Annotated in this window: 16 protein-coding genes; 3 read left to right on the top strand and 13 right to left on the bottom strand. The window is 43.6% G+C overall.

Going from position 1 to position 24,638, the window contains the following annotated elements; all coding sequences use genetic code 11:
• Window positions 1-11: 11 nt before the first annotated feature.
• A complete protein-coding gene (locus X939_RS0100325; RefSeq protein ID WP_025761238.1) occupies window positions 12-398 on the bottom strand; it encodes a hypothetical protein in 387 nt (128 codons plus the stop codon).
• 1 nt (window position 399) lies between these two features.
• Entirely contained in the window at window positions 400-2,946 is a 2,547-nt protein-coding gene (locus X939_RS0100320; RefSeq protein ID WP_025761237.1) for a TonB-dependent receptor, read from the bottom strand.
• Between the two features lie 132 nt (window positions 2,947-3,078).
• Here X939_RS0100320 and X939_RS0100315 point away from each other — a divergent pair, with 132 nt between their 5' ends.
• Both X939_RS0100315 and X939_RS0100310 read left to right on the top strand, forming a co-directional pair.
• A complete protein-coding gene (locus X939_RS0100315; protein WP_025761236.1) occupies window positions 3,079-3,378 on the top strand; it encodes a DUF3817 domain-containing protein in 300 nt (99 codons plus the stop codon).
• A gap of 158 nt (window positions 3,379-3,536) precedes the next feature.
• Window positions 3,537-5,711 (top strand): DUF5916 domain-containing protein, encoded by a 2,175-nt coding sequence (locus X939_RS0100310; RefSeq protein WP_044198125.1) that lies wholly within the window; start codon window positions 3,537-3,539, stop codon window positions 5,709-5,711.
• Between the two features lie 128 nt (window positions 5,712-5,839).
• Here the strand turns inward: X939_RS0100310 and X939_RS0100305 are convergent, their stop codons facing one another.
• The 4 genes from X939_RS0100305 to X939_RS0100285 form a co-directional block, all read right to left on the bottom strand.
• The gene (locus X939_RS0100305) at window positions 5,840-6,151 is read right to left on the bottom strand and encodes a hypothetical protein (RefSeq protein ID WP_025761234.1); all 312 of its coding nucleotides are present in this window, start codon (window positions 6,149-6,151) and stop codon (window positions 5,840-5,842) included.
• 59 nt (window positions 6,152-6,210) lie between these two features.
• Window positions 6,211-6,525, bottom strand: a complete 315-nt coding sequence (locus X939_RS0100300; RefSeq protein ID WP_025761232.1) for an HPF/RaiA family ribosome-associated protein — start codon at window positions 6,523-6,525, stop codon at window positions 6,211-6,213.
• A gap of 239 nt (window positions 6,526-6,764) precedes the next feature.
• The gene (locus X939_RS0100290) at window positions 6,765-8,054 is read right to left on the bottom strand and encodes an NAD(P)/FAD-dependent oxidoreductase (RefSeq protein ID WP_025761231.1); all 1,290 of its coding nucleotides are present in this window, start codon (window positions 8,052-8,054) and stop codon (window positions 6,765-6,767) included.
• 228 nt (window positions 8,055-8,282) lie between these two features.
• A complete protein-coding gene (locus tag X939_RS0100285; RefSeq protein WP_044198121.1) occupies window positions 8,283-10,472 on the bottom strand; it encodes a catalase in 2,190 nt (729 codons plus the stop codon).
• A 500-nt stretch (window positions 10,473-10,972) separates the two neighbouring features.
• On the opposite strand from X939_RS0100285, the gene X939_RS0100280 reads away from it, so the two are divergent.
• Window positions 10,973-11,830: an SDR family oxidoreductase gene (locus X939_RS0100280; protein WP_025761228.1), complete on the top strand. Its 858-nt coding sequence runs from the start codon at window positions 10,973-10,975 to the stop codon at window positions 11,828-11,830.
• Between the two features lie 84 nt (window positions 11,831-11,914).
• Here the strand turns inward: X939_RS0100280 and X939_RS0100275 are convergent, their stop codons facing one another.
• From X939_RS0100275 to X939_RS0100245, 7 genes are all read right to left on the bottom strand, one after another.
• Complete coding sequence (locus tag X939_RS0100275) at window positions 11,915-14,434, bottom strand: alkaline phosphatase D family protein (protein ID WP_084299270.1); 2,520 nt, start codon at window positions 14,432-14,434, stop codon at window positions 11,915-11,917.
• A 66-nt stretch (window positions 14,435-14,500) separates the two neighbouring features.
• A complete protein-coding gene (locus X939_RS0100270) occupies window positions 14,501-16,156 on the bottom strand; it encodes a RagB/SusD family nutrient uptake outer membrane protein (protein ID WP_025761226.1) in 1,656 nt (551 codons plus the stop codon).
• 7 nt (window positions 16,157-16,163) lie between these two features.
• The gene (locus X939_RS0100265; RefSeq protein WP_229235900.1) at window positions 16,164-19,532 is read right to left on the bottom strand and encodes a TonB-dependent receptor; all 3,369 of its coding nucleotides are present in this window, start codon (window positions 19,530-19,532) and stop codon (window positions 16,164-16,166) included.
• Window positions 19,533-19,768: 236 nt separating this feature from the next.
• Window positions 19,769-20,773, bottom strand: a complete 1,005-nt coding sequence (locus X939_RS22855; protein ID WP_025761224.1) for a FecR family protein — start codon at window positions 20,771-20,773, stop codon at window positions 19,769-19,771.
• Window positions 20,774-20,892: 119 nt separating this feature from the next.
• Window positions 20,893-21,471 carry an RNA polymerase sigma factor gene (locus X939_RS0100255; protein WP_025761223.1) on the bottom strand — a complete coding sequence of 193 codons (579 nt, stop codon included), beginning with the start codon at window positions 21,469-21,471 and terminating at the stop codon, window positions 20,893-20,895.
• Between the two features lie 352 nt (window positions 21,472-21,823).
• Complete coding sequence (locus X939_RS0100250; protein WP_025761221.1) at window positions 21,824-22,786, bottom strand: DUF1735 domain-containing protein; 963 nt, start codon at window positions 22,784-22,786, stop codon at window positions 21,824-21,826.
• Window positions 22,787-22,840: 54 nt separating this feature from the next.
• Complete coding sequence (locus X939_RS0100245) at window positions 22,841-24,637, bottom strand: RagB/SusD family nutrient uptake outer membrane protein (protein ID WP_044198116.1); 1,797 nt, start codon at window positions 24,635-24,637, stop codon at window positions 22,841-22,843.
• Window position 24,638: the final 1 nt, after the last annotated feature.

The following is a 24,638-nucleotide window of genomic DNA, read 5'->3' as shown; positions in this document are numbered from 1 at the left end:
TTAACTTGCCTTTATTTTCTCGCCGTATATCTCCTTCGATAATAGTCCATCTCCCTTTGATAGACTCCGAATCTGGTCTGGGGACACAGCTTTTGTAAGGCGTCCAATTGTTTCTCCGCTAACTTTTCATCCAGAAGCCAGTAATGCTTTTCTTTCAAGGAATTACCGTCCTCATTCAACGTGTGTTGCAACTCACCCAGTAGTCGGACAGGTACTTCTTGGCCTGGCCATTGGGCTAAGGTATTGAGCTGCTTTTCCTTAAAGCGAAATTGGAAAAGCCTGCTGCTGTCGACCTGCATACTATCGATAACGGCCAAGGTCTGAGTCAAAACAGGACAGTGCTGAGCCCAGAGTCCATGACTAATAAATAGACAAGCAATTAAACAAGCATATCTCATATCAAAATATCAGTCCTAGTTTCACAAAAGCGAATGCACCTCCTACTCCAGTTTGCAGAGCTTCCCAGCTACCTCCTGTTTCCGATAGGGTCGGAAGAATAGAGTCCGGATAGGTGTTCATCAAATTTTCTACCCCTAAAGTCAAAGAAATATTCGGATCGAACAAATACTGAAGAGAAAGATCCATGGTCACTTTAGGCGAGAACTCAATAGTAGTCTCGTTCCAGTCTAACAGTTCATGCTTACCATAGCGAATCATATTTAACATTGCCTGAAATCGTTCTTGTTTGTATCGAAACTGAATATTGATTTTGGATGATGGAGCGGCTGCCATCAATAAAAGACGTTCCCTTGCTCCCAGGTAGGAATCTGTCTGGCTTGCCGACAGAGGCGAAGTCCGGTTGGCACCGAGGTCCATCCAGTTAAAATTGGCTATTATTTGTGAGCTCAGAATACCATTTGCTATGGGGGCGGAATGACGCACCCTCGCTTCCACTCCAGATGTGGTGGTGGAGGTGAGCGCATTCGATAAAAATTGAATCTTATCTGCATGTAAGGCCTGAACCTTATCGGCGATACGAATATCCTGAGAAATGCTGCTCAAGGCAATCCTATCTTTCACCTGGATATAATAGGCATCTAATCCAATGCTGAGTTGCTTGTCAGGAGCATATAATAATCCTATACGAGCTTGCTGCGATTTTTCAAAATTCAATCCTTTCATTCCCAGAGCATCAGCAATAGGATGGTCAGAATTGAATACTAATACATCCTCCGCTACTCCGTTACGGTATACCGAATAGATGGAATTAAAATATTGTTGGGACAGGGAGGGAGCTCTATACTCCGAAGATCCTGAGACCTTAACCGCTATTTGTGGCCCCAAACGGTACTGTAGTCCCAGTTTCCCTGCCAGAGCAGAACCCAGATTTTGATAGTAGGAATAACGGGCCGCTGCATCTAACCGCAGATTACTAAAAATATTTGCTTCAATATCCACATAGCCGTCTGCATTGATTCGGTAGGTATTCACGGCATCATCGGGTCCGAACCCTGGAAAACCTTGTGATCCCGTGGCCTGGTCAAAATCATAATTATAGTAAGAGGGGCGTTCACCGACTACTATCCGGTAGGTCTCATACCGATATTGCCCTCCATAGGCAATATTTACACCCTGTAAGCGATCGGAAAAGTAGCGGTTGATATCAATGCTGGTCAGGCTCTCCATCCGTTGAAAGCCACCCGCATTAAATTCATGCTGGGACCTGGGACCTTGGGATGGATTAAGACTGTTTTTTAATGAATAGCGATTCTGATTATATCCCAGACTGGTACTCATATCGACATCCCAGCGATTGAACACGGTGCTTATTCCTGCTACCAGGGCGTAGTCATCGGAAAGGTTTCGCACCTTGGGATTATACCCTTCTGGATAAACAGCCGCTATATTACGGTCGTCCTGGGGTTTTCTTGATTGAGCAAAAATATCCCAGCGGCGACTACTGATTCCTCCAAAACTATAAAGGGACATCGTGTTTCGTAGGGGCATTTTAAAATTGTATTGCAGGCTACCCCTCCCCACTTCGGGGGATCCGAACTTCTGCCTTTGGACAATATCTGCCTTGCTGACTCCTTCGGCCCGATTAGTAGCTTGTTGCATAGAATAATCTGCGGTCAGATTCAATATCCCTTTACTACCCACTTTTAAGCCATAATTCAAATTACCATAATAGCTCAATCCGTCAAAGGCCTTTCCTTCCAGATTATATTGTGCCAAATGAATCCCGGAGCCTGCCTGGGCAGCCCAGGAACCGGTTGATTCTTTAAGTACCAAATTGATTACTCCTCCCGTTGCATCACTTCCGTACTGTGCTACAGCCCCTTCAGGCAACACTTCTATCCGATCAATGGCTGCAAGAGGAATTGCGTTCAGATCTGTACTGGCCTGTCCCCTACCAATAGTTCCCAGCAGACCCATTAAGGATGATTGATGTCTCCGTTTACCATTCACCAGGACGAGTAGCTGGTCGGAGCCCAATCCTCGTATAGAAGCGGGAGCAAGCTGGTATGTCCCGTCGGAAGACAACTGTTGTCGGGCATTGAAGGATGGGACCAGATAAGAAATTACCTGATTAACATCTGCCGTGCCTAAGAGTGTGCTTATTTCCTGGGCATTCACAGAGATTACCGAAAGCTGCTTATCCCCTTCTTGATGATGAAGACTTCGTGTGCCCAGTTGGGCAGCTGGAAGCATTTTTGGGGCCAACCTCAGCTGAAATGGGTGGGTTGCCTGGGCATTGATGCCCTTGTCCTTCGACTCGTAGCCGACCTTGCTTGCGGTAAGAATTCCATTTACGTTATTAACTTGAAGTGAATATACCCCCTTGTGATCGGTGAGTACTCCCTCATTATGTCCTTTTTCTATAATTGTAACTCCGGAAAGTGGATTGCCATCCTGGTCGACGACTTCACCCTTTACCCTAAATCGTTGTGCGATAGCAATATTGGCGATTAACTGCAATAAGGCCAAATAAAATACTCTACTCATTTTAATGTATGTATCAGAAATTGTTGGGGTAAAGTTGTAAAGAAAATACCAATTTTAATTATTATAAGCCGATAAAAAGGCATATTTTGAGAGCATGTTGGTATCTTTGCAGGACTGACTAATTATATTATCATGATCGTATCACTTGCCAAAACCGCCCTTGGGCGTCTGAGAATCGTAGCATTTATAGAGGGAATCTCTTATCTGGTTCTATTAGGAATTGCCATGCCCCTTAAATATATGGCTGACATGCCGGAAGCCGTAAGGCTGGTAGGTACAGCACATGGCGTTTTGTTCGTGCTGTTTTGTATGTTACTGCTTCAGGTTACCATAGAAAAAGGGTGGTCCTTTAAAAAGGCATTCCTCGGTTTCCTTTCTTCACTGATACCATTTGGCACTTTTTACGCCGATGCAAAGTGGTTTAAAGAATAGCCATTCTTCCAAGAAATTAAGTTGCATTTACCACGCTGAAAGCGACGGTCTCCGGGAATGGCTTGTTAAGACTTAAAGAATCAATTAATTCCTATTTTTTGTTCACCCATAGTTCATTTTTTGTGATCTGAATTTTCCTATACCCCTATCCTATTGCTGTGAATTTACGAATCTCCCTTATTATAACCCTACTATTAATCACGGGGGTATTATGTGCACAAAAGCCTAACGAAGCATATCGATATCATATAAGGCCCGCAACTTCCGCTATTAATGTCGATGGCTTGATGAATGAAACGGCTTGGATGACGACTCAAACGGCAGACAACTTCTTTATGATTACGCCTATGGACACGAGTCATTCCAGGGCCATAACGGAGGTGAGAATGGCCTATGACCAGGATAATTTATATATTCTGGTAGTCAACTATAAGCCGATTCCTGGTCAAATCATCGTAGAGTCTTTAAAGCGGGATTTCAACTTTGGCAAAAATGACAACTTCCTGTTGTTTATGGATACTTTCGACGACAAGACGAACGGTTTTTCTTTCGGTGCCAATGCTGCGGGAGCGCCTTGGGACGGGCAGATGAACGATGGAGGAAGTGTAGACCTTAGTTGGGACAACAAATGGGAGACCGCCGTAAAAAATGATGCGGAGAAATGGGTATGGGAAGCCGCTATACCCTTTAAAAGTATCCGATATAAGCCAGGAATCACAGAGTGGGGAATTAATTTCAGTCGCCTCGACCTTACCATCTCCGAAAAATCGGCATGGGCCCCAGTGCCGAGGCAGTTCCCTTCCGCCTCCCTGGCTTATACAGGGGTCCTATCATGGGATGTCCCCCCGCCCAATCCGGGTGCCAATATTTCGGTCATTCCGTATGCTGCAAGCAGGATTACTAAAGATTTTATAAAGGAGCGCCCATCTAAAATCAATGCTGATATAGGTGGCGATGTAAAGATTGGACTTACTCCTTCCCTGAACTTAGATTTGACAGTGAATCCTGACTTCTCCCAGGTAGATGTCGACGTGCAGCAGACCAATTTGGATCGATTTGAATTATTTTTTCCCGAAAGACGGCAATTCTTTCTAGAAAACGCTGACCTTTTTGCCAATTTTGGATATAGCACTATACGACCGTTTTTCTCGCGCCGAATCGGATTGGGCACTCCTATACAGTTTGGAGCCCGCATGAGTGGAAAACTTAATAAAAATTGGAGAATAGGCCTATTAAATGTTCAGACGGCAGCTCAAGACAGTATAGATCCTAAAAACAATTATGCCGTTTTCGCCGTTCAACGTCAACTCTTCTCGCGCTCTAATATCCGGTTGATGTTTGTCAATAAAGATGCCCTCAACTTTAACGCTGAAAAATATGAGGGTATCAGTCGGTACAACCGCAATTTAGGCGCTGAGTTTAATCTGGCATCGGCCAATAATGTCTGGACGGGAAAAATGATGGTTCTCAAGTCCTTTACTCCTGGCAAAAGTCGGGATGACCTCACATATGCCGGGGATATCAAATTTACGAAGGCAAATTTTTCATGGCAGTGGCAGCAGGAGTACGTGGGAAATAATTTTCAAGCCGATGTTGGGTACGTACCCAACGCTCTACGAATGGGATATCATAAGATTAGCCCCAATATGGCGTACCTATTTTTCGTTAAAAACCCACATATTATCAGCCATGGACCCAAATTGGTTACCAATTTATACTGGGACAAGCAACTTGATAATACAGACAGAGAATTTATACTTTCCTATAATATTAATTTTATCAATCGGGCTACCATTATTCCTTACGTCTCTAGCAACTACCTTCGTCTGCTTCGCCCTTTCGATCCCACTAATTTGGGTAGCTTTAAGTTGGAGGCAGGGTCGGAACATCAGTGGAAAACTGCAGGAATTGAAATAGTATCAGGGCCGCAAAACCGCTTTACCTATTCCCTTGCAGGGAGTCATGGAGGATACTACCAAAATGGGAAACGTACCTCTTTTAGAACGGAACTTGGCTATCGTTTTCAGCCATTTGTGGCCATCACAGCCGCAGCCAATTACAATAATCTAAAACTCCCTACCCCATGGAATCGTACCGAACTTTGGCTGGTAGGCCCCCGCATCGATGTTACTTTTACCAATAAGCTTTTCTTGACCACCTTTATGCAGTATAATAATCAGGCAGATAATATTAATCTTAATGCCCGCTTTCAATGGAGATACAAACCTGCTTCCGATCTATTTATAGTTTATACCGATAATTATCTTCCCGAAAACTTCATGGTTAAAAACAGGGCCATCGTATTGAAGTTTACGTATTGGTGGAATTTGTAAGATTTTCGGTTACGGGTCAATGTGATCCTTCTAAAGAAGAATAAGTCGGTTTTCTATGTCGACAATACAAAACGGCCAAACAATTAAGTTTGGCCGTTATCATGGCATCCATTCACTACAGTTCTTTCTCAGCCATGGTGCGTATTTAGCTTTTCTACTAATCTATCGGCCATCTCATCGGCCGATAGCCCATATCCATTCACTAAAGTGCCTTTAACCCCCAGTGGTTCGGAAGAAATGGCATATAAAATAGCCTGGTCGTCTGGATTGCTTTCGCCCTCGAAGCGATATACTTTATCGATCTCAAACTCTTCTGGAGATAAAGAAACCTGGGTAATATCGCAAACCAGACAATCTTCCCGGACGTTAAAATCAATAGTATAACCCTCGGCTTTTAGTCCGTTTATTGTTTCCGACAAGGTTCCATAACTTTCCTGCATGATTATTTCCTTTAAGGGTGAACAAAATAAACTAAAATGCCGTCGAGCAAAGAATACTATTAATGACTTTGAAGTTTACCAAAAAGGGTGGTTAATGATGATTTGAGTTTGTTCGTTGCGCCAATTACCGACTGGTCGTAAGTGTCACCTAATTCCGAAACGACCATGGGTTGGCGACCCTTAACCCGCGCCTCAAGGAGGCATTTCTTATCCTTTACACCACCCTTCTCTCCGTTTTCATCGGAAAGATGTACTTCCAAACGCGTAATATGATCTGCAAATCGGCTGAGTTCTTTCGATAAAATACCTTCCAGTTTGTCACTGTACTCGGCATGAACGCTCAAACTTTTGTCTGTGTTAATCTGAATAGTCATAAATAGTAATTAATTAAGTTAATGCGAAAAACAAACGTTTTCCTTAATGATTATCCTATTTTATCGGGATCTACAATTATCCTAAGATGATAAAAAAATTGAGGATATGCCGGGCTGGCTCTTCCCATTCCCCTTGTTCATCAATCAGGGTTATAACCTTTAAATATCCGGGTGGAATGGCGACTTTAAAGCCAGACATAATATACAAAAAAAACCTGTCAATACATAGCAGCTTCCAATTATTCTACCTTATATGTCTCCAATTCCTCTGTTTTCACCTTTGGCCGCATGATAAATCGCAGGGATTGATCTCTGGTTACAAATGCAATCATCCAGTTATAAAAGGTTTTTACCTGATTACGGTATTGTATCAATGAAAAAAGGTGAACGAATAACCACAAAAAGTAAGCAATAAAACCTTTGAAATGTACTTTTGGAAGGTCTGCTACTGCTTTATTGACCCCTACAATGGCCATGCTGCCGCGGTCATTATACCGGAACGTTTTAAATTCCTCGTCAGAGTCGTATTTTTTCATATTCTTGGCCAACAATTCCGCCTGTTGAATCGCAACCTGTGCAAGTTGGGGATGACCATTGGGAAATGCTGGATCATCGTGCATCAGACAAATATCGCCTAGGGCATAGATATGGTCATAACCATTTACCTGATTAATACCGGAAACTAAAAGCCTACCTCCTTTACCTGAAGCATCGGATCGGATGCCCTCTATAGGAGGCACCACTACCCCGGAAGTCCAAATGAGCGTTTCAGTACGAAGCGTTTTGTCGTCAGCAAATAGTACCTGATGGTTTTGATAATCCTTCACCATATGATTGAGTAAAACCTCAATACCCAGTTCCTTTAAATACCCCAATGTTTCCATTCTAGATTTCTCCTGCATGGGTGCCAGTACAGTGGGCAAGGCATCTACCAGGTATATTTTTAATGACTGTCCCTCAAGTTCAGGATAATCCTTCTTGAATATATTTTTATTCATTTCTGCCAACATCCCTGATACTTCTACACCGGTTGGTCCTGCTCCTGCCACAACCACGGTAAGCAGACGTTCACGAATGAGTGGGTCCTTTGTTTTGGTGGCTTGCTCCACTTTACTAAGCAGATGATTCCGCATGGCAAGAGCATCCTCTACAGTTTTCATGGGCACCGCATGGGCCTTTACATTTTCCATCCCAAAGTAGTTGGTAACCGTTCCACTGGCCAGAATAAGTTCATCATAATCCAAGACACAAGAATCGGTAACAACCTGTTTTGTCTCCGGGATAATTCGGTTCATTGTAGCCAGACAAAATCGTAGGTTTGACTTATGATGGAATAGTTTCCGAAATGGATAACTTATATTAGAAGCCTCTAGAAATCCGGTCGCTACCTGATAAAGCAATGGAGGAAAAAAATTATAGTTGTTTTTATCTACAAGTGTAACCTCAAAACCTTGGTGATTGGCTAGTTCTTGACAAAAATTGACTCCAGCAAATCCTCCTCCCACTACAACGATTTTTCTCTTTTTCATAGAGTATAATTATTATGTCCTAACTGTTCGTTATTTCTATATAAATCCTTAAGGTTATATTGAACAATTACATACCAGGCTATTTATATGGCTTAGAGCGCAAGTATCTCTTCAGTCGGGCTACAGTTAGGGGAATATAATCCCATTATACGAAGCATCTATGTTCCTGAGCCGAATCTATAGAGCCTGAGAGGAGGTTTAGCTCCTCTCAGGCAAAAAGTAAGGGAATCAGACAGGGACTTTAACGGTGTCGGTCCGATTCCAGAAGCGATGCTGAGCAATGGCCTGGACGAAATCCACAGGTTCCATTCCTACGGTACTGTCACCTATAGGCATTACGAAGACTCCCTGAGCGGCCAGGTTTTTAGTATTCTCTGGAGAAACTACTCCTGTACCTTTGATGCATGTTTCTTCCATAAATGCAGTGGCATCCCCCGCTATCGCAATAGCTTTGCAGTGTCGATAGGCTTCATTAACGAACCGAATAGCATCGGCTTCCTTTTTCAATGCTGCCACAGACTGCTTTCCGCCCGCTACATATACTGCATCAAAAAGAACGGACGCGCCCGTTAGCAGGCTCATATCTATTTCCATTTCACCGCTGTTAGCGCCCTTTATAAAGCCCAGACGTGGTGCTACAATTTTACACACGGCACCAACCTTTTCCAGATATGTTTTCAAGGCTTCTAAGGATGGAAGATCCACTCCATCCGCCGCAAGTATGGCGATCTGACGTGACTCAATAGTATTTTTTAATGTCCTTGACATACTCAAAGCTTCAGACTTTCCTATGTTATCCTTTTTCTTGGTAGGCTGATAGTCCTTAGGATCGGCGTCAGCAGGAAAGCTTAAATTCATGGGATATTCTGGTTCCTTTGGAAGCTTAATACCCAAATTATCGGCAACACGTTGGGCCAAATCCAAATCGACCTGTGTCAGTATTCCTACCATTCGCTTACGTATGTCCAGAACTTCCACTTTGCCCAATTCGAAGGAGAAAGCATCAACTATATGATCCTTTTCATAATCGGCCTGGCTATTGTAAAACAAGGCCGCCTGAGTGAAATGATCCATAAAACTCTTGCTCCGTTCTCTTATTTTCCGACCATCTATGCGTTCGGAATAGCTTGCAAAACCACCTTCAGCGATTTTGGCTTGGGCTGGCGAACCTCCTCCTAAAGTATTGGGTTCATAACTAGATTTCCCCGTATTGATCATCTGACGCATATGTCCGTCACGCTGATTATTATGAACCGTATTGATCGACCTATTAATAGGTATCTCATGAAAATTAGGGCTTCCCAGTCGAGATAGCTGCGTGTCTGTGTAAGAGAAAAGACGACCCTGAAGTAAGGGATCGTTAGTGAAATCAATACCAGGAACCAAATGGCCGGGGTGAAAAGCTACTTGCTCAGTTTCGGCAAAAAAGTTATCTGGATTTCTGTTCAAGACCATTTTCCCTACCCTGAGTACCGGAACCTCCTCCTCTGGAATTATTTTGGTAGGATCGAGCAGATCGAAATCAAATCGATGCTCATCGGCCTCAGGGACGATTTGCAGTCCTAATTCCCATTCAGGGAAGGCACCATTTTCTATGGCTTCCCATAAATCTCTTCTATGAAAATCAGGATCTTTTCCAGATATCTTGGTAGCCTCATCCCATAATACAGAATGTACTCCTAGAAGAGGTTTCCAATGAAATTTAACGAAAAATGCCTCACCATTTTCATTAATAAGCCGGAAAGTGTGGACTCCAAATCCTTCCATCATTCTATAGCTCCTTGGTATAGCCCGATCGCTCATTAACCACATGATCATATGTGTACTTTCGGGCATCAGAGAAATAAAATCCCAAAATGTATCATGAGCAGAAGCAGCTTGAGGTATTTCATTATGCGGTTCTGGCTTCACTGCATGCACGAGGTCGGGAAATTTGATGGCATCCTGAATAAAAAATACAGGCATGTTATTTCCTACCAGGTCATAGTTCCCCTCTTCGGTATAAAATTTCACGGAAAAGCCTCGTACATCCCTGGCAAGATCGGTAGATCCCCGGGAACCGGCTACCGTAGAAAATCTTACAAATACCGGAGTTTTCAGGTCAGGGTTATTTAAAAATCCAGCCTTAGTGTATTTCGCCAGGGGCTCATAAACCTGAAAGTAGCCGTGGGCTCCTGACCCACGCGCGTGGACAATTCGCTCCGGGATTCTCTCATGATCGAAATGCGTTATTTTTTCCCGTAAGATAAAATCCTCCAATAATGTACTTCCGCGTTCGCCTGCCTTTAAAGAATTCTGATTGTCATTAATCTTTAAACCTTGATTAGTAGTCAGCAATTGACCACTACCATCCTCCTTATTGGATTTAAGATCTTCCTGTTTTGGATTAAATTCGTTTTTCTCATTTAAGTTGGCCATAGATATTTTTGGTTTAGTAAAGTTTCAAATAGTCATTGAACAATAAGTTCAAAGTCATTAAGCATAATTACCATACCAAAGTATTCCGGGATTTCCGGTTTTATCTTTTAGCCAGGCTTCATAATGGCTTTGTGGCATTGATGAGTGGCTTTTTCTCCTAAGACTATGACCATAATAAAACTATAGTATATTAAATAAGCATGGCCAGTAGGTCCGCATGCTTCATTAGGACGAATTTACCTGCCTAAAAATGAACGTATATGTTGAAGAAATTATCCATTTTGTTTCTAGCAGTCTCAATCCGACAATTAGTACCGGATTTGGAGCAGAAAATCAATTGCTGATTAAATCATCATTATTTGTATTTATATATAGGTTCTTTTCTGGCATTTATTTTAAAACATGAGGGCCATACCGACTCATGGGGTGTACTGGTATTGATTTTTGTAGGTAGTTGGGTACAACCAAAAAGCAATATTACATACTCAAACACTTAACATATGGAAACGATTAAAGAAATTGAACCTCAGACACAGGAGCAACAGCCAGGAAGAGAAACGGCTATGACTCCTCAGCCCATCATCATCCGGGAAAACTATAAAGGCAGTGGTAAACTGGAAGGTAAGACGGCCTTAATCACCGGAGGTGATAGCGGAATTGGCCGTGCGGTGGCCGTACATTTCGCCAGAGAAGGAGCTAATGTCTCTATTGTTTATCTTGCTGAAGATACTGACGCACAAGATACCAAACGTATGGTAGAAGCCGAGGGCCGCAAATGTTTGAACATAAAAGGAGACATCAGGGACAGTGATTTTTGTAAGGAAGCGGTGGGGCAGACCATACGGGAATTCGGTAGTTTAAATATATTGGTTAATAATGCTGCCGAGCAACATCCTGTTGATGGTGTCGATAAGATATCATCTATGCAGCTTACCAACACTTTTCATACGAATATTTTTTCCTTTTTCTATTTCTCTCAGGCGGCACTTCCCCATATGAAGGCGGGTGACAGCATCATTAATACCACCTCTGTAACGGCTTATCACGGTCATCCTATGCTGCTGGATTATTCCTCTACCAAAGGTGCTATTACGTCCTTTACGCGTTCCTTGGCCATCAATATAGCTCCAAAAGGTATTCGTGTGAATGCTGTAGCACCTGGCCCGATATGGACACCATTAATCCCGTCGACTTTCGACGCTGACAAAGTAGCGTCGTTCGGAAAGGACACTCCTATGGAACGTCCAGGACAACCTGCTGAAGTAGCTCCCTGCTACGTCTTTCTTGCAAGTGAAGACGCTTCCTATATGAGTGGGCAAGTACTTCATCCTAATGGCGGACAGGTAGTGAATGGGTAGACCACCGGCACCTGGAAGAATAAATCCAAACCATCAACGGACCGATAAGGGGTTCCGCTGATGGTTTTTTTTAAAATACAATATTTATAGACTTCGTATCTCCTTTGGATCGGTGGTAAGCTTTAGTCCAGAAATTGTCCTTAGCGTTTCGCCCTCACCTATGAGCACACGGTAGCTTCCGTAAGCATAGATAGGAGGCCGGTACATTTTTCCTAAAATTCTGATTGCCGATACCACCTCTCCATTCGCTTCATCGATAATCTGCACCACTTGGTTAGCATGTTTCAATTCCAATTGAGGCAGATACCCCAGGGCACGCCTACCATCGTTATCGAATTGACTAATGGTATGTGGCCAACCTGGATAGGTGTTTTCTTCTGACTCTTTTGCCAAATCTGCAAGAAAGCGTAGGGCCTCCATTTTGATGGTTCGGGCTTGGGTATCGAAGGTGATCAACCCATATCCCGAGGCCTTTTTTTGTGCCGCCTTATAGCGGTTTTTTTCGCCTCTGAAATCGTCCTCAGGATTTCCTACGGCATACACGAAATTGTCATTGCCAAATACATCCCGATAACATCCCGTATTGGGCAGGTTATGGGCGGGTCGTTGCGTATATGGCATATTAACAGAATCCGGCTGTCCCCAACGGGGGTAGCCCGTAGAAATTGCCGGAGTGCAGTAAGTCCAACCGCCATCACGAGGCTCATCGATGCTATATTGCACTAGGAAGGGTACATGCTGATCACCATTGATGTGAAATACGTTTGCTTTTCGTATTAATCTTAAGACAGCATCTTTCTGTTTTTTAGGCCATCCACCAGAATCCAAGTCCCCTGTAAGGTACTCTTTGGAAGGTCCATGATGTGTACCTACGCTGGCAAACAGAGTCTGACTAAGCAAAACTTTCATATCGGCATCTTTCCATTGGGTCACCCAGTCGCTAAGGAAAGCAATCTGCTGGCTTCCCAGATACTCGAGTTCATCCGACTCCAAAGTTCCAATAGGCAGGGGCTCCCTGATATGATCGATCCGCCCTTCACCCTTCCGTATCTGCTCGGGACCCGATTTGAATAATCTGTCACTCACGATGGCGAAACTCACCCGACCATAGGTAAGGGCCGTAAACCAAGTTGTGATTCCAGAGGGCAGACTATCTTTTTGTATAGGGTCAGGAAGATGAGCGCACTGCGTTTGATTTACCACATTGACCATTGCGGTAGTCTGAACAAAGCCACCGTGGGCATCTCTTACTTTTTCCCATTCTGCAAAACTGATATGGGCTCCACCTTCTCCCCATAAATTACCTTGGAAAACATCATGATCGTCTGGAGTACAGACAGTGGGACGATCACGCATGATGTTGCCAAATGCCCAACCGAACATAAACCATTTACCCAGATAGCTCAAAATGGCTTTGTCTTCCGGTTGACGTTTGATGGAGTACCCCCCATTTTCTTCATAAATCTGATCACCTGAGAAGAAAAGCATGTCTGGATTGGATCTTTCCAGATTTTCCACCAAGGGTCGGTAAGGATAACCTAACCAATTCTGACAAGTCAGTCCGCCAAAAATTAATTTTTGAGTATCCGGTTGCTTGCGTATGGTTCCCGAATAGCTATATTCCTGCTTCTCAAACTTATATCGGAGTCGATAAGGAATGTCTATTTGCTCTACAAATGGAAGTCTAAAAGTTGCCACATAGGATAAGGAATTCATATTTTCCGTCCCTACGGAAACCCATTGGCCTCGCTTAAAAAGTTCGAGAATAACTTCTTGCGAATCAGCCGATCCTACCGGAGCCATTTGTGCACTCAGTTTCAGCAGTCCATCGGACAGTGTGTACATACTCCATAAAATAGGTCCAAACTTATTTTGGGGTACCGTTTCAACTTTATCCCCCCCTACCTCCACATCAGACCACCAAAATGTGCTTTGATCTTTGGAGCGGATATTGTTTTCTAACGCCACTAAACCTGAAGTGAGACCCTGATCTGTGCTGGTCAGTTCCGCTTTTAGCTTATGGCGATCCATAGCCGTTAAAGTCATAAGCGTATTACCAGCCTCCGATAAAGTATTCAAGTTTAAAGTAAAATGTTTGAAATCGAAATTAGCTGGTAGAGTGGCCTCTTGGGTACCTATAAATATTTTGCCTTCCAGGGTTACACCAGCTGAGAGACCCTGTCCGTAGTAACAAGCTGCCTTTACACTTTGAGGATCCGTTTCATCTTGAATACCTATGGCAAAACCGACTGAACCTTTGCCTTTATCGTCAGACAATAAGCCTAGTGTAGCCTTCATATTAAAATTTCCCTTGTCAGCTCCCAATACTTGGCTCAGAATATGCAGCCGCGCTGATTTTTTTGTGCCTGTAAATTCCAAACGACCTTGACGAAGCTGCCAGTCTTCCATAGGCACTGCCCAGAAATCGGGGCCGATCCAGGTACGATCCGAGCTTTTTTTGAATTGATAGGAAACTGTTGAATTTTTAAGTTGCGTTAGGGGTCTCAGAAAACGAGGTGAATCCCCCCAGGAAGCCAAGGGCATTGAAACCATCGGCAGGGCAACGCTCATTTTTTGGAGAAACGCCCTTCTTGAATTATTCATGCTATGAAATTTATATTTAAAGATAAAACGCTCGTTGCAAATCGGGTCCAGCAACGAGCGTATTTACTATTTGGCCAAGTTGGGATTAACATTTATCTCCGACTGGGGGATAGGCCATTGTTCATCTTGTCCTTTTCTAAAGCTTTTAGAGGTAACAAACCATCTACTCTTCGGGTCAATTTTTTTAGAGGTCTTAGGATATAAGACAGAACCAGGAAAGGGCGCTCCCCAAAAATCTCCTGACAGAACTTTGTCGGCTATCTCCCACCGTAGCAGATCCCAGAGGCGAAGGCCTTCAAAGGCGAGCTCAATACGTCGCTCGTTTCGAAGAATAGGACGTAATGTGGCAGGATCGGTGGTAGTAATTGGAGGTAAACCTACCGAGGCTCGCCCTCGTACGGCGTTGATGGTCTGATCCAGCAAGGATTGGGTTATGGGCTTACCGGCTTCTAGTTCAGCTTCCAGATAGCTAAGTAAAATTTCGGCATAGCGTAGAACAGGAACATTCCCCCCGTAATCTGTACGTAAATTGCCTGAAAAATTCTCGTCAAAAAATTTCCGCAAACCATAGCCAGTCCTTGTCGCTTGCTTGGAATACGTTAGCTGATCCAAGGATTTAGTGGAGTCGGGGTGGCAAACATAGGTCTTATCTCCGAACTTACTTCCATCCCATAGCAGGTTGTAACGGAAGCGGGGATCTCGGTTTTTCCCCATATCCCGATAGTCGAACCGTGGGTCGTCGTAAGACAGTGGAGTACCATCGGCAAAGCCATAGGCATCGGCTAGGCTCCCCATAGGATTGACGATGTGCCACCCCGCTGCCATGGCCGGAAAGGCATGCTGGGGCAAGGCATTAGGTGCCTGACCCGAAGCATGTTGGTTACTGAAAATATTTTCACTGCTATTCTGATTAGCGGGCGTAAAGAGTGTCTTATAATCAGGAGCAATTTTATTCTGGCCTAAGTCTATAATTTCTTTATATACTTTGGAGGCCTCCGCAAAATTCTTGTCGCCAAGGTAAGCTCTACCTAAGAATCCTAGAGCCGCCTGCTTGCTGGCGCGTCCCGTTTCGCTAGCGGTCAGACTTGCGAAGCCGGGAAGGTCCCTGGCTGCAGCTGACAATTCGCTAATCACAAATTGGACGATTTCAGTCTTCGGCGCTTTGCTCACCTGATTCGCCTCACTGGGGGAAAGTGTCTTTTGGACCAGCGGTACTGCTCCAAAATACTGGGCCAAATAAAAGTACTGCGTGGCTCTGATAAAACGAGCCTCAGCCTTCATTCTATTAATCTTCTCCGGAGCCATTTTCACTTTTTCAATGTTTTCCAAAAAGTCGTTACAGATGGCGATCCGCTTATAAGATGACTTCCAATATCCTAGAATCACGTCATTATCGGGCAACAGAGTCCCATTAGTCAGCCGATTCTGCGCCGAATTATCCCCCCGACGATCGTAAAGATTATCAGTTGCAAATTCAAGGAATACAATCCCACAATACGACCACCAGTCGGTAGGTACTACCTCGGTGCCATATTCTACAGCCCCTCGGTACATTCCTGTTAACGCAATATTGGCATTTGATTCGGAAGTCCAGAAGTTGTCCTTTGAAAAGGAGTTACTTGGATATTTTTCTAGTTCCTGGTCACAAGCCCCTACCCCTGACACCAAAGCCAGAGCCATGGTATACTGAAAAAATTTATTCTTTAGACGATATATTTTCATGGTAGTTTTAGAATTTAAGATTTACACCAAATGTTACGGTTCTCAGAATGGGGTAGTAGGCACCCCCACCGTTTACTTCTGGATCCCAGCCCTCTCGATATTTCGTTATGGTAAGCAAATTTTCGGCAGAGACATAGAGTCGCATCCGGCTAATGCGAAGCATATCCAGGGCTGAAGCCGGAAGATTATAACCAAGCTGCATATTTTTAACCCTTAAGTACGAAGCATTAAGCACCCAGAAATCAGACTGAACCGTATTGGGTGTTCCACTGTTGGAGATTACCTCAAGGCGTGGGTACTCAGGGTAGCGCACCGGAGCATCCGGCTTAAATCGCCCCTCCATTTGCCAGTTCTGGATATTCCCCTGGTTGAAGAAGGCATAACCCGCGTAGCCGCTAAGCTGTCCCTGAACTCCCGCCACACCTTGTAGGAAGGTAGAAAAGTCGAAGTTTTTGTAAGATATTCCAAGATTCGTCCCGAAAGTATATTTAGGAATCCGACTACCTAGAAAGGTACGGTCATAAGTGGGATCTACCTTCCCATCGGGTATTCCTTCAGGTCCGCTAATGTCCTTATAGCGAATATCACCGGCCTGAGCCTTAGGCGTTACAGCCTTCTGATTAGCCCAGTCACTAATGTCCTGTTCGTTTAAGAAAACACCGTCACTCAAATAGCCATAATACGTCTGCATGGGATAACCGATGAATATATCAGAACCGTTTCCTACGAAACCATTTGGCTGGGTAACATTCCCTAGGCCCAAGGTGACCACCTTATTTTTGATGATGGAAAAATTTCCATTAATATTATATTTTAACTCACCTACACTTCCCCGATAGCCCAAATCGAACTCCCATCCGGTATTCTGCATCGCCCCGGTATTGGTCTCGGCTATGGCCACACCTAGTACAGTACTTACACTGGCCGAGGGCTTGAAGAGAATGTCCTCAGTATTTCGTTTGAAATAAGTAAGATTAAAAAGTAATTGGTTATTAAAGAAGCCCGATTCCAAGCCAATATCAGTAGTTTTCGTTGTTTCCCACTTGATATTAGGATCTGTGTAAACGGCATAAGCTGCTCCAGTGCTTACCTGGTTACCGATGGGATAATTCCGACCTGCCGCCAATACCTGTTGATATGGATAATTACCAATATTCTGATTGCCAAGTATGCCCCAGGAACCTTTAATTTTCAGATCGGATAGCCAGGTGAGGTCTTTCATAAAATCCTCCTGAGAGAGTCTCCAGCCCATGGCTGCCGAAGGGAACAAAGCGTATTTCTGACCCGATGGAAAGCGGGAGGAGCCATCATTTCTGACGGTAACCTCAAAGAGATATTTCTCTTGAAAACTGTATTTCAGACGAGAGAACAAGGATTGAATGGCCCAGCCAGCATCGTAACCTCCACCTTTCTGATTGTTGAGGCCGCCCATGTCTGGAACGGTATACTGGTTACTGGGAAAATCCTGACGATATACATTAAGGTAATTATATTCCTGGTTTTCAAATGAATAACCTCCCAGTATACTAAAATAATGCTGACCTAGCTCCTTATTGTATTCTCCGGTGAATTGCATGGTCTTATAGATCTCCTTATTGCTCTCCTGGTTAAGATACGATTGTGTAAGGTTTATGGCCTCATTGAGTCTTTGAGACGACAGAAAGGAGCGCTCTTCAAACAAGGAGAAATTAAACCCACCGATCGCAGAAAACGTTAGTCCTGCCAAGGGCTTCCATTCCAACCTGGAATTGATACCCATCCTGGTTTTGGGATTTCTATAATAGGAATCCGACGCCAACCAGGACACGGGTGTACCCCCGCTCTCAGGTCCAATTCCAAAATCACCATTGGACGCTTGTCCTAAATAAATAGCCGGATAACGAACAGCATTCTGTATGAGCTGATCTGAGAGTTCCCCACCCTTATTAGCAGTTGCCTGCGGTTCTTTACGATTTTCGATAGAACCGAAGAGACGGGTGTTAAGCTCCAGGTTTCTTCCAATTTTGTTCTGAACGTTAAGGCGTTGGTTAAAGCGGCTATAACGATTTTTAGGTATAATTCCTTGTTGCTGTAACATTCCGCCTGAAAGGAAGAATCGATTGTTCTCATTACCACCGTTCAAGGTAAGAGTATGAGAAGTTTGAACACCCTTTCCACTGAAAAGGTCCTTTAAAAAATGTGTATTCGGGTAGTTATCCGGGTCGGTTTGTGAGCGAAATTTATCGATATCGGCAGCGGAAAAACTGTTGGAAGCGGAGGCTTCATTAAACATTTCAGCATACTCCCATGAGTTGACCATATTGGGAAGTCGAGTCGCCTTATTTACCCCTACATATCCATCATAGCTAACCGACAATTTATCGGAAGCACCATCCTTAGTAGTAATCAGAATAACACCATTGGCCGACCTGGCACCGTATATGGCAGCAGAAGAAGCATCTTTAAGTACAGAAATGGTTTTAATATCATTCGGATTGATATCGTTCATGCTACCTGGAATTCCGTCAATCAGCACCAAGGCATCTGGCGTTGCTCCAAAGGATCCTACACCTCTAACCCTGATCTCTCCCCCACTAGCTCCTGGTCTGCCCGAACGTTGGATTACCGTTACCCCGGGCATCTGACCAGTAATAGCTTGCGAAGCCTGAGTAACGGGACGATTTTCTATATTTTTTGAGCCTATCTGAGAGATAGACCCAATTACATTAACCTTCTTCTGAGTGCCGTATCCGACGACTACCAATTCCTCTAAAGACTTATTATCGACCTGCATGGTTATTGCAAGCTGCGTTTTACTTCCTACGGAAACTTCTTGACTAACATAACCGACGAAACTAAATACCAATATAGCATCGGTCTGCTCCACAGCTATAGAAAAGTTTCCCTCAATATCCGTGGTAGTGCCCTGAGAAGTTCCTTTTACCAATATGCTAACGCCAGGCAATCCCGCACCGGTCTCGTCCTTAACCTGACCCTTTATGTCTATTAAATTGGAAGTCCGGTTTTCTAAATGCTGACTGGTTTCTGCGGCCTTGGTACCAGTGTTAGCTGATTTAGAAACAGGGTTCAGAACAATTTGCCCTTCTACTATCCTATAGGCTATGGATAAAGGGGCAAGTGTGGCTGCCAGAAATTCGTCAAGGCGCTGCCCCCTAACCTTCACAGATATTTTTTGTTCGGCCTGGATTGCCTTGGAGCTATAAACGAACTGAACATCTGCCTGCCTTTCAACCTGGCTAAGTATGTTGCGAAGGCTCGTACGTTGAAGATTGATACTGATCGACTTCTTAAGAAAATCCTGGGCATGCCCATTATGGGCCATTGAGATTCCCGAAAAGATCAATCCGACCATCAGTTGGAGTACCGTAATTTTCATGATTTTTGAAGCTAAACGCCTTGGTTCCGGAGATTTTTTCATACATTTAAATGTTTTGATAAATGGAAATTTTTGACAAAACAAAGCCCTGTGCACCCAAGAGGTGCATTCTTTCAAGTTCAGCTTTGTAGGTGATGGGGCTTGCATTGGACTGGTAATGCTTGCAACATTGCCAGTCTTTTCTTTGCTTGGATATATTAACTCATATAAAAAGGATTAGTGAAAAAATAATTGAACTATTCGCAGCCTTTACCACTAATTAGAATGGTGGTTCCTTTCAATTCATAAGACCCTTGAATTGCCGCGCAGATAAGGTCTAACTGGGCATAAAGGCCTCTGTTGGATAAGTTAGCGGTCAAGGGACAGGCACCGAGCTTATCCTTCTCCAGTTCGAAGTTTATAGCATAGGCTTTCTCAATTCGATGCAAAATTTCGGCCAGGGCGATATCATCGAAGACAAAAGAAACGTCATGCTGTAACGGGAGTGGATTGGCCACGAGCTCAGTTACAAAAACTTCCTGCTCAGGAAGGAAGGTAGCCTGGTGGTTCGGTGTTAAAATGACACCATTATTCTTACGTCTGGAATCATTTGAGGACAATTTAGCTTGTTGAAAAACAGACACTTTACCCGTCCTCACCGAAACCTCTACCTTGGACTTGCCTGCTGCTTTCACCCTAAAACTGGTACCCAGTACCTTGGTAGTAATCTTCCCTGCGTTCACCAGAAATGGGCGATTTGCGTTTTCACTTATTTCGAAGAATGCCTCTCCTAACAGTGTCACTACCCGCTGATGAGTTGGGAAATGTTCGGGATAACGCAATTCTGCTCCGGGAGAGAGAAGCACGACGCTTCCATCTTCCAGCAATACTCTCATTTCTATGGATTTCTCGTTGGTTATGGCGACTTGTCCTTCTTCTAATTGTCCCAACTCGGAAGAAGAAAACAGACGAGTATAGCCAACTATTAGCGCAATGGCTACGCATGCTGCAGACAGGTAGAGAGCAAGGTTTCGGATGAAGGTTCCTGATTCTCTACTGCTTACCTTCATTTGTGCTAAACCTGCACTTTCTTCTAATTTACTCCAAAGTCTTTTTTCTAAGGCTACCCACTCCTCTTCCTGCAATTTTCGAGGATCTTCTTCCAATAATGCATACCATTGTTCTACCACTTTCTTTTCGGTAGCCGAAGCCTTTCCGGCGAGATAACGAGATAAAAGCTCGGCAAAATTTTTACGATCCATGATTCCCAAGATGATTCTATCCCTATAGTCGTAAAAACGGATTAGTACCGCAGGATTATTTAATCATTTCTATGAAAGTTTATACAAAACCGAACTATTTAAAGTATTTTCTTTAAATTTTACAATAGCCAGAGAAATATAAAGATAGTGGGCAAAAAATCTTTCAGGGATATCCGAAGTTGTTTGAGCGATTGAGTGATATGATATTCCACCGTCCGCTCTGGGATATTAAGGATTTGTGCTATCTCTCTGGTTGTTTTTAATTCTTGCCTGCTTAAGGCAAAAACCTGACTCGTTTTCTGAGGCAGCAGAGAAAGCACCTGCTCGAAAATATGGGAAATCTCCATAAGGTGAATGTCTTGCTGGGTAGAATCATCCAATAATTCCGTTCCATTTTGGCTAACCGGCTCAAACTTTTCTAAAAAGAACTGCGTACGGTAATAATTCATCACCTGATATTTTGTAGCCGTATAAAGGTAGGCACCCAAGTCATCAATTTTTTGAATATCCCGCTTTTCCCATATCTTCAGAAATACATTTTGTAATATCTCTTCTACCACATCTTCTGAGGCTATTTTCTTCCTTGCCGATTGATACAAAATCTTCCAGTAACGTTTATAGATTTCATTGAAAGCGTCTGAGTCGTCAACCCTCAAAAGTTTAACCAGCAGTTCATCACTGAGCAGATGATAGTCCATATGGCCGTTCGATATTAATGTTTTAAGGAAATACCACGAACTTACTTAAGTCCTTGCAGAACCTTTTTGTGCGGTGTAACAAAGGCAATCTAAAGCCAACCGTCCACGCATTATACTCACACTGTCCACAATTTTCTTCAAATCTCATCATCTAGAGCCTTAGCGAGCAAGTACTATACCTAGCCTCCTGCTGATATATCTACCCATGTTACATGGGGAAAGTTAACATACCTATCTAATTCGGAGAGGCTAATCTATGAGCAAGTGGAAGTCAAAAAAGGCCGGCCCTTCAGAGGCCAGCCCGATTTTTTATGGGTTATCGGAATAGAAAGTAAGTTGAAACGACTCAACTTTAATAATTTTCAGGATTCTCGTCCTGCCATTCGTTTACGCCATCCCTGATCCGGTTGCGGAAGGTAAGTGTATCTTTGGCAAAAGAGGTGGTACCATCTTGGTTTTTAAACTTATAGCTCAGATATATCCTTCGATCCTGGAGCAGACGAGCACGGTTATAAGTGCTGGCACCATCGGGTTGTACCTCCGTCCCGGAGCCTTCCACCCCACTAATCAGAACGTCACCTCCTTTAAGTGTAAGTTTCATGGCACCAGACTGATCGCTAATTCTATTGGTAACTAAGGCATCTGGAGCTATGGTTTTTAATGCCATCATCTTACTCTCAGGAACCGGGATGGTGGTGAAGTAATTTACCGTACGAACGATTTTGCCGGTGGAATCTTTCACTACTGTTACTCCCCCATGATAATAGTTTCCAAATAACATATTCTCATATTTCAAGGCAATAACAGCATAACGTTTCGCACCAAGTACCGAATCCGCATCGGCGCTTTGAATATAAAAGGGAAGGGCATACACCGGATTAATGGTTTCTAAATCCCTCAGAAATGCGGCAGAATCCGCTTTAATTTCTACTGCACCCATATACTCGCCTTTCCTGATAATCATTTGGGAAGCGTCGGAGATAGTAAAATATTGGGAAGGCATAGGCTTTAACTTATCCACAGGAGCTACTGCATCTTTAATATAGCCTAATCCATTCTTCATGGCAGTTAATATTTCATCGGTGATCAAACTATTCTCTAATTTGAAATTCACGATTCGATCCTGACGATTGTCCCGAACCCCGGATAGGGCTGCCCCGACCTTGATTTTCATTCCTTCCCCTACCACGAAGGTACGTACATTGGTTTGGTAACTAAAATAGATGGCACTAAAGTCGAAATCGTCAATATAATCCTTGTAACAAGAGGTAAGTGAACCAATTGCCAGGAACAGAACTAAGATTTTGATTTTCATATCTTTCTGTTATTAAATTAAAATTCTATCTGAAATTATGAGCCCAAGAGGGTTTTACTTCCAAGCTTCCCAACCTTCATTTTGCACTAGGTTGCTCATCCTGAGCATTTCTTCATAAGGAATAGGAAGAAATGCGGAAGAATAGGATCGGGTCTGAACTGGATATTTCAAATCATAAGTAAAGCTATCATCAGAGTTTTTGATAATTTTCGCTCCATGAACTGGTTTATTTATCTCCGAAAGGTCTGTAGACCATCGGCGAAGGTCATAGAACCGCTGACCTTCAAAACAAAGCTCCAAACGCCTTTCGTTTTGTATGAATTTATTAAAGGCATTAGGTCCTGCAGCGGCTACTTCGGCCAGGTATGGATCAGAAACAAACCCCTTGGCACCATCAGAGGTATTTTTGGAACGGATAAAAGTCATTGCTTCCTTAGCCGACATGCCATAACGCCCCCCGTTGGGTCCTTCCACATGGTTCGCCGCTTCTGCAAAGGCGAGCAACATATGTTCCCAACGGATAAACATTTTAGAATGGGGCTGACGGTTGATAGAATTGTCGGACCAATTGAGCCCCATGAATACCATTTTTTTGATATGATAGTTGGTTCGGCTATTCACGGCGGGTCCAGCTGCATCTTTACCATTGATCCAGTTTTCAAAGGTATACATGACCGTATTGCTGTTAATTTTAACGGCTTTAGCATTATTATGAAAAATGGTGCTGTAAAATCTAGGATCTCTATTCTCATAGGGCTTGTTAGGATCATAGAGGCTCATAGGATCGGTGATGGGGTAACCATTTTTCATAGGAAAAGCGTCTACCAGCTCCTGGGTAGCGCCTACCGCCCCGGTACCCTGAAATCCTCCAGGGTAGAACATCCGCTCCATAGCATCGTTTGAATTATTATACCTCGAAGCAAAAATGATTGACCCAAAATTTGGATCAAACCAGTTAACGGCTTTCACAGGATCAAAACCATTTTTCACTGCATCAGTAGTCCTTTTAAAATCGATCACTTCTTTGGCATTCCTGGCAGCCAGATCCCACCGAGAAGGATCATTTCCCGGATTGAACCGAGGGCTTGCCCATTGGAGATAGACCAAAGCCTTAATGGCTCGTGTAGTGATTCCATCGAAACGCCCCCAGTAACGACCACCTGCATAGGCTCTATCACTAATGTTGGGCACCAGGTAATCGCGGTGGGCAATGGGTAAATATTTATAGGCAGAGTCGCAGTCTGCAATGATTTGCTGGACACATTCGTCGTAGGTATTGCGTGCAAAATTGGACTGCTTGCTAATATCCACAGGCTCCAGCATAATGGGGAATCCCAATAACTGACCATCCAAACCTTTGCCACCGAACTTCATAAGCAAGTCATATTGAAACCACGCACGAATGGCATATGCTTCTCCCTGTAACCTGTTCCTGACTAATTCGTTCAAATGAGGGTCTACCAGGAACCGGGTATTATATCCCCTCCGGTCTTTTAGAAAAAGATTGACTGAGTATATAGATCGATAGTTACGATCCCAATAGCCTCGAAATGGATCTTGGCTGGTAGGCAAGGCGCCAACGGCGAGCTTCGCAAGTGTATGGGTGCTACTGGTGATCACTACATCATCGGAGGCTCCATCTAAATAGACCCCTTCAAAATCATTATATCCACGGGGCATATTATCATAACAGTTTCCTACGAGGCCTTGGACCATGTCCTGATATTTCCAGATATCCTCTGTGGTCCGGTTGCCATTGGGATAAGGCTCCAGATAATCTATGCAGGACGTTAGGCTACAGAATAACAGGACAAACCAGAGCCCACTTTTTATATCATTGAACTTTTGCATC

The organism is Dyadobacter tibetensis Y620-1 (assembly GCF_000566685.1).
Taxonomy (GTDB): domain Bacteria; phylum Bacteroidota; class Bacteroidia; order Cytophagales; family Spirosomataceae; genus Dyadobacter; species Dyadobacter tibetensis.
Note: the sequence above shows the minus strand (reverse complement) of the source record. Positions and strands in the feature narration are given on the sequence as shown.